Raw genomic sequence first — 14,685 nt, 5'->3', positions numbered from 1 at the left:
GCGGCGCTCCCATGATTATATTGTCCCGATGGTCCGAGAGCGCCGCGATCCCGAACAACGTCCGTCTCCCGAGGCGCTGCTGGAAGCCGCGCGGCGGGAGGAGGGTGCCAGCGGCAAGCTGAAGATCTTCGTCGGCGCCGCGCCCGGCGTCGGCAAGACCTACGAGATGCTGCAAAGCGCCCACGCCCGGCGCAAGTCGGGCGTCGATGTCGTGGTCGGATTCGTCGAGACCCATGGACGTGCCGAGACCGAGGCGCTGGTGCGCGACCTCGAAGTGATCCCTCGCAAGCGGCTGGACTATCGCGGGCAGATCGTCGAGGAGATGGACCTCGACGCGGTGATCGCGCGCCGGCCACAGATTGCACTGGTCGACGAGCTCGCCCACACCAACGCGGCCGGCAGCCGCCATCCCAAGCGCTATCTCGACGTCGAGGAATTGTTGTCCAACGGCATCGACGTCTACACCGCCGTCAACATCCAGCACATCGAGAGCCTGAACGACGTCGTCGCGCAGATCACTCACGTCCGGGTGCGCGAGACGGTGCCCGACTCCGTGTTCGACCGCGCCGACGCGATCGAGCTGATCGACCTCACGCCCGACGATCTCATTCAGCGCCTGAAGGAGGGTAAGGTCTATGTGTCCAGGCAGGCCGAGCGGGCGCTGGAGCACTATTTTTCGCCGGGCAACCTGACCGCGTTGCGCGAGCTTGCTTTGCGGCGCACCGCCGAGCGGGTCGACGAGCAACTGCTCACTCACATGCAGGCGAATGCCATTGTCGGTCCCTGGGCCGCAGGCGAGCGCATCCTCGTCTGCGTCAGCGAGGATCCGCGCGCGGCCGGTCTCGTCCGCTACACCAAGCGGCTGGCCGATCGGCTGCATGCGCCGTTCACCGCGATCTCGATCGAGACACGGCGATCCCTGCAATTGTCCGACGAGCAGCGCGACCGGCTGGCCGATACGCTGCGGCTCGCGGAATCGCTTGGCGGCGAGGCGCTGACCATTCCCGCGGTCGGCCGCCGCATCGCCGACGACGTCGTCAGCTTTGCTCAAGGCAACAACGTCACCCAGATCGTGATCGGCAAGTCCACGCGCTCGCGCTGGTTCGAGATGACGCGCGGCTCCGTCGTGAACGACCTGGTGCGTCGGGCCGGCAATATCAGCGTTCACGTCATTCCAGGTGACGAGCTGACGAGCGAGCCGGCGCCGAAGACGGCGGTACAGACCGCTGCACGGTCCGAGCCATTCGACGCGATTCCTTACTTGAAGGCGCTCGGGATCACCGCGCTCGGCCTTGCCGCAGCGGTGGCCATCAAGCCGTATTTCGGCATCGAGAACGTCGATCTCATGTTCCTGACCGCGGTGGTTGCCGTGGCTGTCCGCTATGGGTTGTTGCCGTCGCTGCTGGCGAGCATTGCGGCGTCGCTGGCGTATAATTTCTTTTTCCTGCCGCCGGTCTACACCTTCACCATCACCGATCCGACCAACGTCGCGGCGTTCTTCTTCTTCATGCTGATCGCATTCGTGGTGTCCAATGTCGCCGCGCGCGTACGCACCCAGGCCGACGCCGCCATCGGCCGGATCAGGATGAGCGAGCAGCTCTACGCTTTCAGCCGCAAGCTCGCCGGCACCGCGACGCTCGACGACGTGCTGTGGGCGAGCGCCTACCAGATCGCCCTGATGCTGAAAGTTCGGGTGGTGCTGCTGCTGCCGGAGGAAGGCCTCCTCACCGTGAAGTCCGGCTACCCGCCCGAAGACGAGCTCGACCAGGCCGACCTTGCCGCGGCCAATTGGGCCTGGAGCAACGACCGCCCCGCCGGCCGCGGCTCGGACACGCTGCCGGGTGCAAAACGGCTGTTCCTGCCGATGCGCACCGGGCGTGGCCCGATCGGCGTGATCGGCATCGACAACGATCGCACCGGCCCGCTGCTGACGCCGGATCAGCGCCGGCTGCTGGATGCGCTGGTCGACCAGGGCGCGCTGGCGATCGAGCGCGTGCTGCTCGTCGAGGACATGGACCGCGTCAAGCGCACCGTCGAATCCGAACGCTTGCGCTCCGCGCTCCTGACCTCGATCTCGCACGATTTGAAGACGCCGCTCGCCTCGGTGCTGGGGGCGGCCTCGACCATGCGCGATCTCGCCGGTGCGCTATCCGACACCGAGAAGCGCGATCTGCTCGCCACCGTCATCGACGAGTCCGAGCGGCTCAACCGCTTCATCGCCAATCTGCTCGACATGACCAAGCTCGAATCCGGAGCGATCGTGCCCAACACGGCGCTGCACGATCTCGGCGAGATCGTCGGCAGCGCGCTGCGGCGCGCCAGCAAGATCCTGATCGCCCACAAGGTGGAGCTGCAGTTGGCGGCAGATCTGCCGATGCTTCAGCTCGATGCCGTCCTGTTCGAGCAGGTGCTGTTCAACTTGCTGGACAATGCCGCAAAATACTCACCGCCGGACACCACGGTTTCGATCAAGAGCAGGCGCGAGCGCGATCAAATCGTACTGGATGTCGCCGACGAAGGCGACGGCATCCCGCCTGATGAGCTCGAGAGCGTGTTCGACAAATTTTACCGCGCGCAGAAGGGCGATCACGTCCGTCCCGGCACGGGGCTCGGGCTGGCCATCTCCCGCGGCTTCGTCGAGGCGATGCGCGGCACGATCTCGGCCGCCAACCGCCGTGACTGCAGTGGCGCCGTCCTCACCATCCGTCTTCCCGTTCCGGCAGACAGCCGCGCATTGGACACCGCCGCATGAGTGCTGCCCTGATCAAGGTCCTGGTCATCGACGACGAGCCGCCGATCCGGAAATTGCTGCGGATGGGGCTGACGACGCAAGGCTATGAAATCCTGGAAGCGTCGAACGGCAGGATGGCGCTGGAGAAGCTGGCCGAGGAGCCGGCGCTGATCATCCTCGATCTCGGCCTGCCCGACGTGCAGGGACACGAGCTGCTGCGCACCATTCGTGCCCGCAACGAAGCCGTGCCGATCGTGGTGCTGTCGAGCCGCGGCGACGAAGCCGGCAAGGTGCAGGCGCTCGATCTCGGCGCCGATGATTATCTGACCAAGCCGTTCGGCATGGAAGAGCTCCTGGCGCGCCTGCGCGCCGCGCTGCGGCACCAGCTCCAGATCCAGGGCGAGCGGCCGGTGTTCCGCACCGGCGATCTCTCGGTCGATCTCGTCCGCCGCATCGTCAAGGTCGGCGAGCGTGACGTCAAACTGTCGCCGAAGGAATATGATCTTTTGCGCGTGCTGGTGCAGCACGCGGGTAAAGTGCTCACCCACCGCTTCCTGCTGAAGGAGCTCTGGGACGAATTGACCGACGCGCAATATTTGCGCGTCTATGTCCGCCAGCTGCGCCAGAAGATCGAAGCCGATCCTGAGCGGCCGCAATTTGTGCTGACCGAGACGGGGATCGGCTACCGGTTGAAGGCGGGGGATTGAGACCCGTAGGGTGGGCAAAGGCGCAAAGCGCCGTGCCCACCATTTTCTCGTTCCGATAAGGTGGTGGGCACGCTTCGCTTTGCCCACCCTACGATATCCCGTGCTGGGCGAGCAGTTAGCCCGCCTTGCGGTGCCGCGCCGTGGACCGATGCGCCTTCTTGGCGGCCTGCCGCCGCCCCGTCCCACGGCGCGCGTGCGGCTTCGCCGCCGTCTTCTTGCCGCCGCGTCCCTTCAGGCTCTGCTTCAGCGCATCCATCAGGTTGACGACGTTGCTGGGGCGCTCCTCGGGCTCCGGCAGCTCGATTGTCTTGCCGCTGGCCTTGCGCTTCACCAGCGCCTTCAGCGCGGTCTCATATTCGTCCTTGAACTTGCCGGGGTCGAAATGTGCCGCCTTGGTGTGGAGGATGTGGCCGGCGAGCTCGACCATGTCCTTGGTGATCTTCGGGCTCTTGATGTCGTCGAAGAACTCGTCCTCGTCGCGCAGCTCGTAAGGAAAGCGCAGCGTGGTGCCCAGCAGGCCCTTGCCGAGCGGTTTGATCGCGATGATGTGCTCGCGGTTGGTGAGCACGATCTTGGCAAGCGCCACACGATCCTGGTCCTTCATGGCGTCGCGGATCACCGCGAACGCATCGACCGCGGCCTTGCCGTCGGGCGCGATGTAATAGGGGTGGTTGAGATAGCGCTCGTCGATCTCCTCGCTCGGCACGAAGCTCTCGATGTCGATGGTGTGGTTGCTCTCGATCTGCACCGCCTCGAGCTCCTCCGGCTCGATCTCGACATATTTGCCCTTGCGCAATTCGTAGCCGCGGCCTTTCTGGTCGCTCTCGACGACGTCGCCGGTCTCGGAATCGATCATCTGCTGCTTCAGCCGGTTGCCGGTCTCGCGGTTGATCATGTGAAACCGCGTCTTCTCGGCCGCCGTGGTCGCCGGATAAAGCACGACCGGGCAGCTGACCAGCGACAGCCTCAACGTTCCCTTCCAGTAGGCGCGCGGTGCCATTCCATTCTCCGGTGTTCAAGGCGATTTGGAACCCCAACCGCCCCGTGGGGTTTTGGTTCCGGATGGGACTTGGGCCGTGATAGGCTTGAATCCCCGAATGAAAAGCGGGACTGGCCGTGCTGCAGAAACTCTCAACCTATCGACAGAAACGTGATTTCGAGAAGACGCCGGAGCCGTCGGGCAAGACGGCGGTGACGCCGTCGAAGCAGCGGCGCTTCGTGATCCAGAAGCACGATGCGAGCCGGCTGCATTACGATCTCAGGCTCGAATTCGACGGCGTGTTCAAGTCCTGGGCGGTGACCAAGGGCCCCTCGCTCGATCCGCACGACAAGCGGCTGGCGGTCGAGGTGGAAGACCACCCGCTCGACTATGGCGATTTCGAAGGCACGATTCCGGAAGGGCAGTACGGCGGCGGCACGGTGATGCTGTGGGATCGCGGCACCTGGGAGTCGGAAGATCCCGAACGCGGCTTCAAGAAGGGCGATTTGAAGTTCACCCTGCATGGGGACAAGCTGCACGGCAGCTGGGTGCTGGTGCGCATGCGCAATGACCGCAGCGGCGGCAAGCGCACCAATTGGCTCCTGATCAAGCACCGCGACGAATATGCGGCCGAGGGCGAGGACATTCTCAGCGAGGACAAGTCGGTCGCCTCCGGCCGGGCGATGGAGCAGATCGCCGAGGGCAAGGGGCGCGCGCCAAAGCCGTTCATGCTGGCCAAGGGCGCCAGGACCAGGGCCGACGCGGTCTGGCAGTCCAACCGGGCCGAGGAAGCGAAGGGGCAAACTGTCAAGCCGGCGCCGCGCAAGGCATTGAAGGGCAGCAAGATCGTCAAGACCAGGGCGGCGAAGAAGAAGGCCTCGACGGCGACGAATGCCAAAAAAGTCTCGGAGATGCCGGACTTCGTCGCGCCGCAGCTCTGTACGCTGGTCGAACGGCCGCCGGCCGGCGAGGGCTGGTGCCACGAAATCAAGTTCGACGGCTATCGTGTGCAGCTCCGGGTCGAGGATGGCAAGGCGACGCTGAAGACGCGCAAGGGTCTCGACTGGACCGGGAAGTTCGGCTCCATCGCGGAGGAGGCAGCCGCGCTGCCGGACGTGGTGATCGACGGCGAGATCGTCGCACTCGACCACAATGGCGCGCCGAACTTCTCCTCGCTTCAGGCTGCGTTGTCCGATGGCAAGACTGACGACCTGATCTTCTTTGCGTTCGACCTTCTGTTCGCCGAGGGGCAGGATTACCGGCGGCTGCCGCTTGCCGAGCGCAAGGCGCAGCTCAAGAAGCTGCTGGAGAAGCGCAAGCGCAAATCGGCCCAGATCCGCTATGTCGAACATTTCGAGAGCGGCGGCGATGCGGTGCTGCAATCGGCCTGCAAGCTCGAGCTCGAAGGCGTGGTGTCGAAGAAGCTGGACGCGCCCTATCGCTCCGGCCGCACAGAAAGCTGGACCAAGGCAAAGTGCCGCGCCGGCCATGAGGTCGTGATCGGCGGCTACAAGACGACCAACGGCAAATTCCGTTCCCTGATGGCCGGCGTGCAGCGTGGCGATCATCTCGCCTTCGTCGGCATGGTCGGCACCGGCTTCGGCGCCGATAAGGTCAAGCGCATCATGCCGTCGTTGAAGGCGATGGCGGCCAAGGAAAGTCCTTTCGGCGGCAAGAACGCGCCGAAGAAAGGCCGCGAGGTGCACTGGCTGAAGCCGGAGCTCGTCGCCGAAATCGAGTTCGCCGGCTTCACCGCCGACGGCAATATCCGCCAGGCCGCGTTCAAGGGCTTGCGGCAGGACAAGCCGGCCGAGGAGGTGGAGGCGGAGACGCCTGTCGACACCGAGCTCGCCGAGCCAAAAGCCGGCAAGCGCGCAACGAAGACGGCGAAGCGGTCGAAAGACGCCGGCACGGCCGAGGTGATGGGCGTCGTCATCTCCAAGCCGGACAAGGAGCTTTGGCCGGACGGCGGTGACGGCGAGGGCGTGACCAAGCTGGATCTCGCGCGCTTTTTCGAGGCGGTCGGGAGCTGGATGATCGAACACCTGAAGGGGCGGCCGTGCTCGATCGTGCGTGCGCCCGATGGCATTGGCGGCGAGACGTTCTTCCAGCGTCATGCCATGCAGGGCACTTCGAACCTGCTCGAACTCGCCAAAGTCTCCGGCGATCGCAAACCGTATCTGCAGATCGATCGCGTCGAAGGGCTTGCCGCCGTCGCGCAGATCGGCGGCGTCGAGCTGCATCCTTGGAATTGTGCGCCTGATGCTTACGATACGCCGGGCCGGCTGGTGTTCGATCTCGATCCAGCGCCGGATGTCGGGTTCGCCGATGTGGTCGAGGCCGCCAAGGACATGCGCCAGCGGCTCGTCGACCTCGGCATGGAGAGCTTCTGCAAGACCACGGGCGGCAAGGGCCTGCATGTGGTGGTGCCGCTGCTTCACGGCGCGCGCGACAAGGTGAGCTGGAAGGAAGCCAAGGCCTTCGCCCAGGGCGTCTGCCAGTGGATGGCCAACGACGATCCGGAGCGCTATCTGCTCAACATGTCGAAGAAGCTGCGCGAGGGTAAGATCTTTCTCGATTATCTCCGCAACGACCGGATGTCGACGGCGGTGGCGCCCCTGTCGCCGCGGGCGCGCGCGGGGGCCACGGTCTCGATGCCCGTCACGTGGGCGCAGGTGAAGAGCGATCTCGATCCGAAGCGCTATACGCTGCGAACCGTCCCGGGCCTGCTGCCGCGGTCGAAGGCGTGGGAGGGCTATGACGATGCGGCCGCCTCGATCAAGGCGGCGATCAAAAAGCTTGCGGGAAAAATGAAGTAGGCGGGCTCCGGACACCGCGTCCGTAGGGGCGGGCAAAGCGACTTGTCCGCCGTAGCTCGAAGAGCGAAGGCGGAAGCGTGCCCACGATCTTTTCGTCACGACGAATAGGTGGGCACGGCGCCAAAGCGCGCTGGCCCACCTACAAGTCTAAGCGGTCGTGCTTGCTAGATCCGTCCCATCAGCAGCAGGATCAGCAGGATGACGATGACGAGCCCGAGGCCGCCGCCGCCGTAATAGCCGGTGCCGTAGAACGGTCCGCCGCCGATGCCGCTGAAGCCGCCAAGCAAGGCGATGACGAGAATGATCAGAATGATTGTACCGATAGACATGCGAAACTCCTCCAGCCCTTCCTCAAAAGGGTCGTTGCCAACCTGTCTCGTTGTACGAGGGCAACTTGCCGCAGGTTTTAAAGTTCCATCTTTGAAACACGGCCGGCGCATCAACTTGCATGGAACCATTGGACACGCCGCCGGCATGACTATGTGAGTATCCGTCACTATAGGGCAGGGCCATGTCAGCACCGCTTGTTGTTTCAATTCCGCACCGTCTTGGCCGGGAGGAGGCGGTACGCCGGCTCAAGACCGGGCTTGGTCGCGCCGCCGCCAGCATTCCCGTGATGCAGGTCGAGGAAGAGCGCTGGACCGGCGACAGCATGAATTTCCGCATCCGCGCGCTCGGGCAGATCGCGAGTGGTCAGGTCGACGTCGGCGATGATCAAGTCCGGGTCGAGGTGGTGCTGCCCTGGCTGCTGCAGCGCTTTGCCGAGATGGCGCAGGCCACGATCAAGAAGCGCGGGCAGTTGCTGCTGACCAAGGACGGGGGAAAGTAGCTTCAGCCGCGCGCGCGCGGTCGCGAGGGCCTAATGGCGGTTGCCGTGCGAGCCTCGATGACGGCAGCGGGAAAATCACCGAAGGCCTGCGTGACCGGCAGTTCGTGGCTCTCATGGCCCTTTACGACATAACCTGTGATATCGACGGTCGCGTCAAAGCCATCCAGCGCGGGCCATTCCCGGCCGGCTTGGGTGAACGGCGCGAAATGGCGCCCGACCACGACGATCGCCGCAGCGCGGCCATGGCGGCGGGCGAAAGCAATGACATGGTCGGCATGTGCGCCGCGCACCGCCAGCGGCTGATAGTCGCCTTCCGCGAAAACGTCGGCGAGTTCATTGCGCAGCTTGAGCAGACGCCGTGTCCAGGCCAGCTTGATCAGGCCGTCGGGCCAGCTCTTGCTCAGACTGGTCCAGTCCGGATCGTCCAGCGCTTTCAGCGCCGCGTGCCGCGCAGCAAAGTCGACCGGGCGGCGATTGTCGGGGTCGACCAGCGACAAGTCCCAGAACTCGGTGCCCTGATAGAAATCGGGCACGCCGGGCAGCGTCGCCTTGAGGGTGACCTGGCTCAAACCGTTCAGCGCGCCCAGCAGCGCCACGCGCCGCGCCATCGTTTGCAGGGACTCCAGGAACTCACTGGATAGTGCGGGATCGAGGATCTTCTCGATGAAGCTGTTGACGCCGTTCTCGTAGGCTTCATGCGGGTTGAGCCAGCTGGTCTCTTCCTTGCCCTCGCGCGCGGCCTTCAGCGCATAGACCTGGATGCGATCGACGAAGCCGGCATCGACCGGCCCCTGCAGCGGCCAGGCCCCGAGCAGGGTCTGGTAGAGCATGTATTCGAACGTCGCCGACGGCGCGCGGTAATTGCCGTGGAGCGTGAGGTGCGGCGCATTCAATACCTTCCAGCGCGAAACCGCGCTGGTCCAATCGCCGGGAATCTCGCTGAGCGCGGCGATACGGGCGCGGGCGTCCTCGCCGCGCTTGGTGTCATGCGTGGCGGTCGCCGTCATCCCCAGCGGCCATTCCCTGGCGCGGGCCTGCATGGTCTCGTGGAAGGCGGAAATCGTGAGACCGGAGCTGGCGGGATCACCGCCGACCTCATTGAGCGCGAGCAGCCGGTGGAATTGATAGAAGGCGGTGTCCTCCAACGACTTCGCCATCATCGGCCCGGTGAATTGCTGCACCTTCAGCGCGAAGCGGCGCACGCGCGGAGCGCTGTGCGGTGGGCGGCCAGGCGCGAGCAGATCCATGGTCAGGGCGTCGCGCAGGAAGTCGAAGATGCCTTCGTCCGCCGCGAACCATTCCGCACGGGCGCGCGCGATGGTGTCGTCGATCAGCTTGCGATCGGGCGCCGTCGGGCCGCTGTTGGTCAGATAGGTGCGATACACGGGAAAATGCAGCACATAGAGCTCGAGCGCCTGCCGCAGACTGTCGGCGGAGAAATCGCGGGTGGTGTAATGCCCGTTGGCGATGCGCGCGAGCAGGCGGGTCAGCACGGTGAATTCGCTGGTGAGCAGGGTCTCCAGCACGCGCCGCTTGGCGTCCTTGACGTAAGGCGCAAGCCGCGGCGGCCGGTTGCTGATCTGCCGCCAGGTCTCGTCCAGCGCCCCCAGTCCCCCGGCATCGATCAGCACCTGGGTGATGACGTTCATCCATTCATAGCCGGTGGTGCCCTGAACGCCGGCGAAGTGCGGCAGGCGTTCGTGCTCGCACAGGATTTTCTCGATCACGGTGTAGAACGGCTTGGTGTTGCCCTGCGCGTCCCGCACCAGCCGGCGCAGCCGCTGGCAATATTGCGCGGGGTCGCGCAGGCCGTCGATGTGGTCGAGGCGAATGCCCTGCAGCTTGCCGTTGGCGACAAGCCGCTTCACCAGTCGGTGCGTGGCGGCGAAGGTGCTCGCGTCCTCGACGCGCAGGCCGGCGAGCCCGTTGACGTCGAAGAAGCGACGGTAATTGATATCGCTGGAGGCGAGCCGCCAGTGGCCGAGCTTGTAATGTTGACGCTCGAGCAGATGATGCAGCGTCAGCGTCTGCGCTGGACGATCCGGGGCGGCACGATAGGCGCCAAGGCCGCGGGCGATGATTTCGGCGGCACCCGGGATCTCCCTGAGTTCGGCCTTGAACGCGGGGGCATCCTTGCGGTTGGGACGACGCAATCCCGTATAGCGCGCCGCAAGCGAGAGCAGGCGTTTGCCCGCGTCGGTCTCGCCGGCGTCGGCCTCCTTCACGATCATGCGCAGCAGCTCGCCATAGCGCTCCGGCGCGACGGGTAGGCGATGCTCGAAATACCAGGCGGAAAAGCTTCCTTCGTCAGGATCGTAGCGCAGCTCGATGTCGCCGCGCTCGAGCGCCTCGCCATAGGACGCGCCGAGGATCGGCAGCAGCACGCCGCCGCGGGCGCGGTAGGGCAGCAGATCCCAATCGATGTCGAAGGACGCGGCGTGAGGCGAAGCCTGGCCCCATTCCAGCACGTCGAGCCACCAGGGATTGTCGGCGAAATGCACACCGACATGATTGGGCACGAAGTCGATGATGAGGCCGATGTCGTGCCTGGTCAGCGCCTCGCTCAGCCGGGCGAAGCCGGCTTCGCCGCCGAGCTCCGGATTGAACTGGCCGTGGTCGACAGTGTCGTAGCCGTGGGTCGAGCCCTTGCGCGCCTTCATCACCGGCGAAGCGTAGAGATGCGTGATCCCGAGCGTCTTCAGGTAAGGCACGACCGCGGCGGCTTTGTCGAAGTCGAACTCCGCGGTGAGTTGAAGCCGGTATGTCGCGAGCGGAATGGCCGGGGGCATGCTAACCTCCGAGGCGCCAGATGACCGACCAGGGCGGAAGCCGGCCGCCGGTCTCTTCGCCCCAGATCGTCGTGCCTGCGCCGACACTGGATGTGATCTCGTGGTCCGAGAGATTGGCGGTCAGGCGCAGTTCTGTGCCGTCGCCCATGCGCCAATGCGCGGTGAGCAGGCCGTTGTCGGCCGCCTCGGCCGCGCCGAAGCTCGCGCCCTTCAGTCGCGGCATGATCTCCTTGCGGCGGAGCGCGAGCAGCTCCCGGACCAGCGCGAGCCTTGCGTCGTGCTGCTGCGTGCGGCCGGTCCAATCGAGCACCGCCGATTGCAGCGTGGCGGGATCGAGCGGGTCGGGCACCTCGTCGCCGTATTTCTCGTAGGCCCAGGCATATTCCTGCCTGCGCCCCTTGCGGACGGCGTCGGCAAGGCCGCCCTGGAAATCGCAAAAGAACGGGAACGGCACCGTCGAGCCCCATTCCTCGCCCTGAAACAGCATCGGCACCATCGGTGCGAGCAGGGTCACGGCGAGCGCCGCTTCGATCTGCTGCGGCGATGCCAGGCTTTCGAGCCGGTCGCCGAGTGGGCGGTTGCCGATCTGGTCGTGGTTCTGCAGGAAGTTGACGAAGGTCGCCGGCGGCAGCTCGCCGCTCGGTTCGCCGCGTGGTTTCTTGCCCCAGAACTCCGAAATCTCGCCCTGGTAGACGAAGCCGGAGGCCAGCGCGCGGGCGAGATCGAGTCGCGGCGTTTGATAATCCGCGTAGTAACCGGCGAGTTCGCTGGTCAGCATCACGTGCCAGGCGTGATGATAATCGTCGTTCCACTGCGCCCGATATTTCCCGTTCGGGGGCTCCTGCGCCGCGTCGAGCAGGCAGGCGCGATTGTCGCCGTTTTCCAGCACGAGATGGATGTGCCGGCCCGTCGCCTTCGAAAGCTCGCCAGTGGCAGCGCTGAGATCCTGCAGCATCGATACCTCGCCGGGGATCGCCACGATGTGGTTGGCGGCATCCAGCCGGAGGCCATCGAAGCGATAGTCGGTGAGCCAGGACAGCGCGTTCTCCACCGCGAAGGCGCGCACCTGAGGCACGCGGTAGTCGATTGCGCTGCCCCAGGGCGTGTGCGCATCCGTGAAGAAGGCCGGCGCGTAGCGGCCGAGATAATTCCCCTCCGGGCCGAAATGATTGTAGACGACGTCGAGGAAGACCATCAGCCCGCGCAGATGCGCCTCGTCGATCAGCGTCTTCAGGTCTTCGGGCCGGCCATAGGCGCTGTCGGGCGCATACCACAGCACGCCGTCATAGCCCCAGCCGCGGCGGCCAGCGAAATCGGCCAGCGGCATCAATTCCAGTGCAGTGATGCCGGTTGCGACGAGATGATCGAGCTTGTCGATCATGGCGCGGTAGGTGCCTTCCCGCGTGAACGTGCCGACATGGGCCTCGATCAGTACCGTCTCTTCCCAGGGACGGCCGCGCCAATCGCGGGCACGCCATGCAAAGGCGTCGTGATCAATCACTTCGCTCGGGCCGAACACATCTTCGGGCTGGAAAGCCGAAGCGGGATCTGGCACGTCGATCTCGTCGTCGATCCTGAACTTGTAGGCGCTTCCGGCGGTGAGGCCGGAAATCTCTGCCACGTACCAGCCATCCTGCCGGCGCTGCATCGCGTGTCTTCGTTCGAGCAGGAGGTCGACGCGGCGCGCGGCAGGCGCCCAGAGGCGGAACGACACGCCGTCCTTCATAGGCTTCGCCCCGAAGGACGGCCTCATAGCGCCCCCGCGAAGGCGAGCACGGAGCGCGGCGGCGCCTTGCTGTCGCTGCCGGGCAGGAAGTCGATCGTATTCAGCTTGGCATCCGTCGTGTTCAGGATCTGCTGCCAGCCTTTGTATTCGGTCATTTTTGGCAATTTGAATTCGATCTCTTCGGGGGCGGCGTTCAGTACGATAAAGATTGCAGCCCCGCCCGGTTCCACCGGGCCCATCACGTAGGAAAGGAATCTCCCTTCCGGGAATTTCCAGTCGTTCTCCGTCATTTCGTCGCCGGCAGGCGTGAGCCACAATGCGCCGTAGGACACGCCGTCGGCCGGGCGGCCGTCCAGCCAGCGATGGCTACGAAGTTGCGAGAACCGGCGGCGGATGTCGGCGAGATGGCTGACGAAATCGATCATGTCGTCGCTCTCCTTGCCGAGATTGTCCCAGCCGACCCAGCCGATCTCGTTGTCCTGGCAATAGGCGTTGTTGTTGCCGGACTGCGAATTGCCGACCTCGTCGCCGGCGAGGATCAGCGGAACGCCCTGCGCCAGCATCAGACAGGCCAGCACGTTCTTGCGAAGCTGGCGGCGCAGGCTGAGGATCTTCGGATCGTCGGTCGGGCCTTCGACACCGCAATTGTTGCTGTGGTTGTCATTGGAGCCGTCGCGGTTGTCCTCGCCGTTGGCCGCGTTGTGCTTCTCGTTGTAGCTGAAGAGGTCGGCGAGCGTGAAGCCGTCGTGGACGGTGATGTGGTTGATGCTGGCGCGCGGCCGCCGGCCATCGTGGTTGAACAGGTCGGAGGACGCCGTCATCCGGCTGGAGATGTCGCCGATCAGGCTGCCTTCACCGCTCCAGTAGCGGCGCATGGCGCTGCGATAGCGATCGTTCCATTCCGACCATTGCGAGGGGAATGCGCCGACCTGGTAGCCGCCGAGGCCGAGGTCCCACGGTTCGGCAACCAGCTTGACCGTCGCCAGCACCGGATCCTGCCGGATCGCGGTCAGGAACGAGCTGCCGCGGTCATAACCGTTCGGTCCGCGCGCGAGCGTTGTGGCGAGGTCGAAGCGGAAGCCGTCGACGTGGCAGACCTCGACCCAGTAGCGCAAGGAATCCATCACCATCTGCAGCACGCGCGGATGGGTGAGGTTCACCGACGAGCCGCAGCCGGTGAAGTCGTCGTAATAGCGCGGGTTCTCGCGATTGAGCCAGTAATAGGATGCGTTGTCGATGCCGCGATAGCACAGCGTCGGGCCAAGATGGTTGCCTTCGGCGGTGTGGTTGTAGACGACGTCGAGCATCACCTCGATGCCGGCATCGTGCAGTCGCGCCACCGTGGTTCGGAAGGAGTCGAGTGCATTGTCCTGGGCGTAGCGCAGCTCTGGTGCGAAGAAGGAGAGCGTGTTGTAGCCCCAGTAATTGGCGAGCTTCTTCTCCACCAGGATGCGGTCGTCGACGAAGCTGTGCACCGGCAGCAGCTCGACCGTGGTGACGCCGAGCTTCTTCAGGTGCTCGATCATCGCCGGTGAGGACAGCCCGCCATAGGTACCGCGCAGGTTCGGCGGCACGTCGTCGCGCTTCTGCGTCAATCCCTTGACGTGAGCCTCGTAGATGACGGTGTCTTCCCATGGGATGTTGGGACGGATCTCGCGGCGGCCCCAGTTGAAGGTCTCGTCGACCACGACGCCCTTGGGCATGCCGCGGGCATTGTCGCGGCGGTCGAACGACAGATCCTCGCGCGGGCTCCCGGTGCGGTAGGCAAAATGCGCGTCGCTCCAGACCAGCCGCCCGGCGAGCCGCTTGGCATAGGGGTCGAGCAGCAGCTTGTTGGCGTTGAAGCGGTGGCCGTGCTCGGGCTCGTAGGGGCCGTGCACGCGGTAGCCGTAGAGCTGGCCGGGCGAGACGTCGTTGAGATAGCCGTGCCAGACGTCCTCGGTGCGCTCCGGAAGTTCGATGCGCTCGAGCTCGCGGCGGCCCTGGCTGTCGAACAGGCATAGCTCGACCTTCTGCGCGTTGGCCGAGAACAGCGCGAAGTTGGTGCCGCGTCCGTCCCAGCTTGCGCCGAGGCGTGCGGGCGATCCGGCAGTCAGGCGCATGTC

The 14,685-nt window shown here is 65.1% G+C and carries 9 protein-coding genes; 4 read left to right on the top strand and 5 right to left on the bottom strand.

Annotated elements, in window-relative coordinates; all coding sequences use genetic code 11:
- The first annotated feature begins 28 nt into the window (after positions 1-28).
- Positions 29-2,752, top strand: coding sequence for a sensor histidine kinase (locus tag CIT39_RS27595; RefSeq protein WP_094977189.1), 2,724 nt, complete (start codon positions 29-31; stop codon positions 2,750-2,752).
- Positions 2,749-3,438 carry a response regulator gene (locus tag CIT39_RS27590; RefSeq protein ID WP_094977190.1) on the top strand — a complete coding sequence of 230 codons (690 nt, stop codon included), beginning with the start codon at positions 2,749-2,751 and terminating at the stop codon, positions 3,436-3,438. Before CIT39_RS27595 ends, CIT39_RS27590 begins: the two co-directional genes overlap by 4 nt.
- A 115-nt stretch (positions 3,439-3,553) precedes the next feature.
- On the opposite strand, the gene ku is transcribed toward CIT39_RS27590, so the two are convergent.
- Positions 3,554-4,438: a non-homologous end joining protein Ku gene (gene ku, locus CIT39_RS27585; RefSeq protein WP_094977191.1), complete on the bottom strand. Its 885-nt coding sequence runs from the start codon at positions 4,436-4,438 to the stop codon at positions 3,554-3,556.
- 116 nt (positions 4,439-4,554) lie between these two features.
- On the opposite strand from ku, the gene ligD reads away from it, so the two are divergent.
- Positions 4,555-7,236 (top strand): DNA ligase D, encoded by a 2,682-nt coding sequence (ligD, locus tag CIT39_RS27580; protein WP_094977192.1) that lies wholly within the window; start codon positions 4,555-4,557, stop codon positions 7,234-7,236.
- Positions 7,237-7,400: 164 nt separating this feature from the next.
- Here ligD and CIT39_RS27575 read toward each other — a convergent pair whose 3' ends face one another.
- Positions 7,401-7,565 carry a DUF3309 family protein gene (locus CIT39_RS27575; RefSeq protein WP_018318514.1) on the bottom strand — a complete coding sequence of 55 codons (165 nt, stop codon included), beginning with the start codon at positions 7,563-7,565 and terminating at the stop codon, positions 7,401-7,403.
- Between the two features lie 182 nt (positions 7,566-7,747).
- Here CIT39_RS27575 and CIT39_RS27570 point away from each other — a divergent pair, with 182 nt between their 5' ends.
- Entirely contained in the window at positions 7,748-8,065 is a 318-nt protein-coding gene (locus CIT39_RS27570) for a polyhydroxyalkanoic acid system family protein (protein ID WP_094977193.1), read from the top strand.
- A gap of 2 nt (positions 8,066-8,067) precedes the next feature.
- Here CIT39_RS27570 and treY read toward each other — a convergent pair whose 3' ends face one another.
- The 3 genes from treY to glgX are packed head-to-tail and all read right to left on the bottom strand — an operon-like array spanning position 8,068 to position 14,682.
- Positions 8,068-10,854 (bottom strand): malto-oligosyltrehalose synthase, encoded by a 2,787-nt coding sequence (gene treY / locus CIT39_RS27565; protein ID WP_094977194.1) that lies wholly within the window; start codon positions 10,852-10,854, stop codon positions 8,068-8,070.
- A gap of 1 nt (position 10,855) precedes the next feature.
- Positions 10,856-12,607 (bottom strand): malto-oligosyltrehalose trehalohydrolase, encoded by a 1,752-nt coding sequence (treZ, locus tag CIT39_RS27560; RefSeq protein WP_094977195.1) that lies wholly within the window; start codon positions 12,605-12,607, stop codon positions 10,856-10,858.
- Positions 12,604-14,682, bottom strand: coding sequence for a glycogen debranching protein GlgX (gene glgX, locus CIT39_RS27555; protein ID WP_094977196.1), 2,079 nt, complete (start codon positions 14,680-14,682; stop codon positions 12,604-12,606). Before glgX ends, treZ begins: the two co-directional genes overlap by 4 nt.
- Positions 14,683-14,685 lie beyond the last annotated feature (3 nt).

Origin of the sequence: Bradyrhizobium symbiodeficiens, from assembly GCF_002266465.3 — a bacterium.
Lineage (GTDB): Bacteria > Pseudomonadota > Alphaproteobacteria > Rhizobiales > Xanthobacteraceae > Bradyrhizobium > Bradyrhizobium symbiodeficiens.
This window is presented reverse-complemented; position numbering and strand designations above follow the sequence as displayed.

Excerpts from the sequence above, each read along its gene's own strand:
- CIT39_RS27595 (WP_094977189.1), top strand. The coding sequence starts at position 29 with ATGGTCCGAGAGCGCCGCGATCCCGAACAACGTCCGTCTCCCGAGGCG.
- CIT39_RS27590 (WP_094977190.1), top strand. The coding sequence starts at position 2,749 with ATGAGTGCTGCCCTGATCAAGGTCCTGGTCATCGACGACGAGCCGCCG.
- ku (WP_094977191.1), bottom strand. The coding sequence starts at position 4,438 with ATGGCACCGCGCGCCTACTGGAAGGGAACGTTGAGGCTGTCGCTGGTC.
- CIT39_RS27575 (WP_018318514.1), bottom strand. The coding sequence starts at position 7,565 with ATGTCTATCGGTACAATCATTCTGATCATTCTCGTCATCGCCTTGCTT.
- CIT39_RS27570 (WP_094977193.1), top strand. The coding sequence starts at position 7,748 with ATGTCAGCACCGCTTGTTGTTTCAATTCCGCACCGTCTTGGCCGGGAG.
- treY (WP_094977194.1), bottom strand. The coding sequence starts at position 10,854 with ATGCCCCCGGCCATTCCGCTCGCGACATACCGGCTTCAACTCACCGCG.
- treZ (WP_094977195.1), bottom strand. The coding sequence starts at position 12,607 with ATGAGGCCGTCCTTCGGGGCGAAGCCTATGAAGGACGGCGTGTCGTTC.
- glgX (WP_094977196.1), bottom strand. The coding sequence starts at position 14,682 with ATGCGCCTGACTGCCGGATCGCCCGCACGCCTCGGCGCAAGCTGGGAC.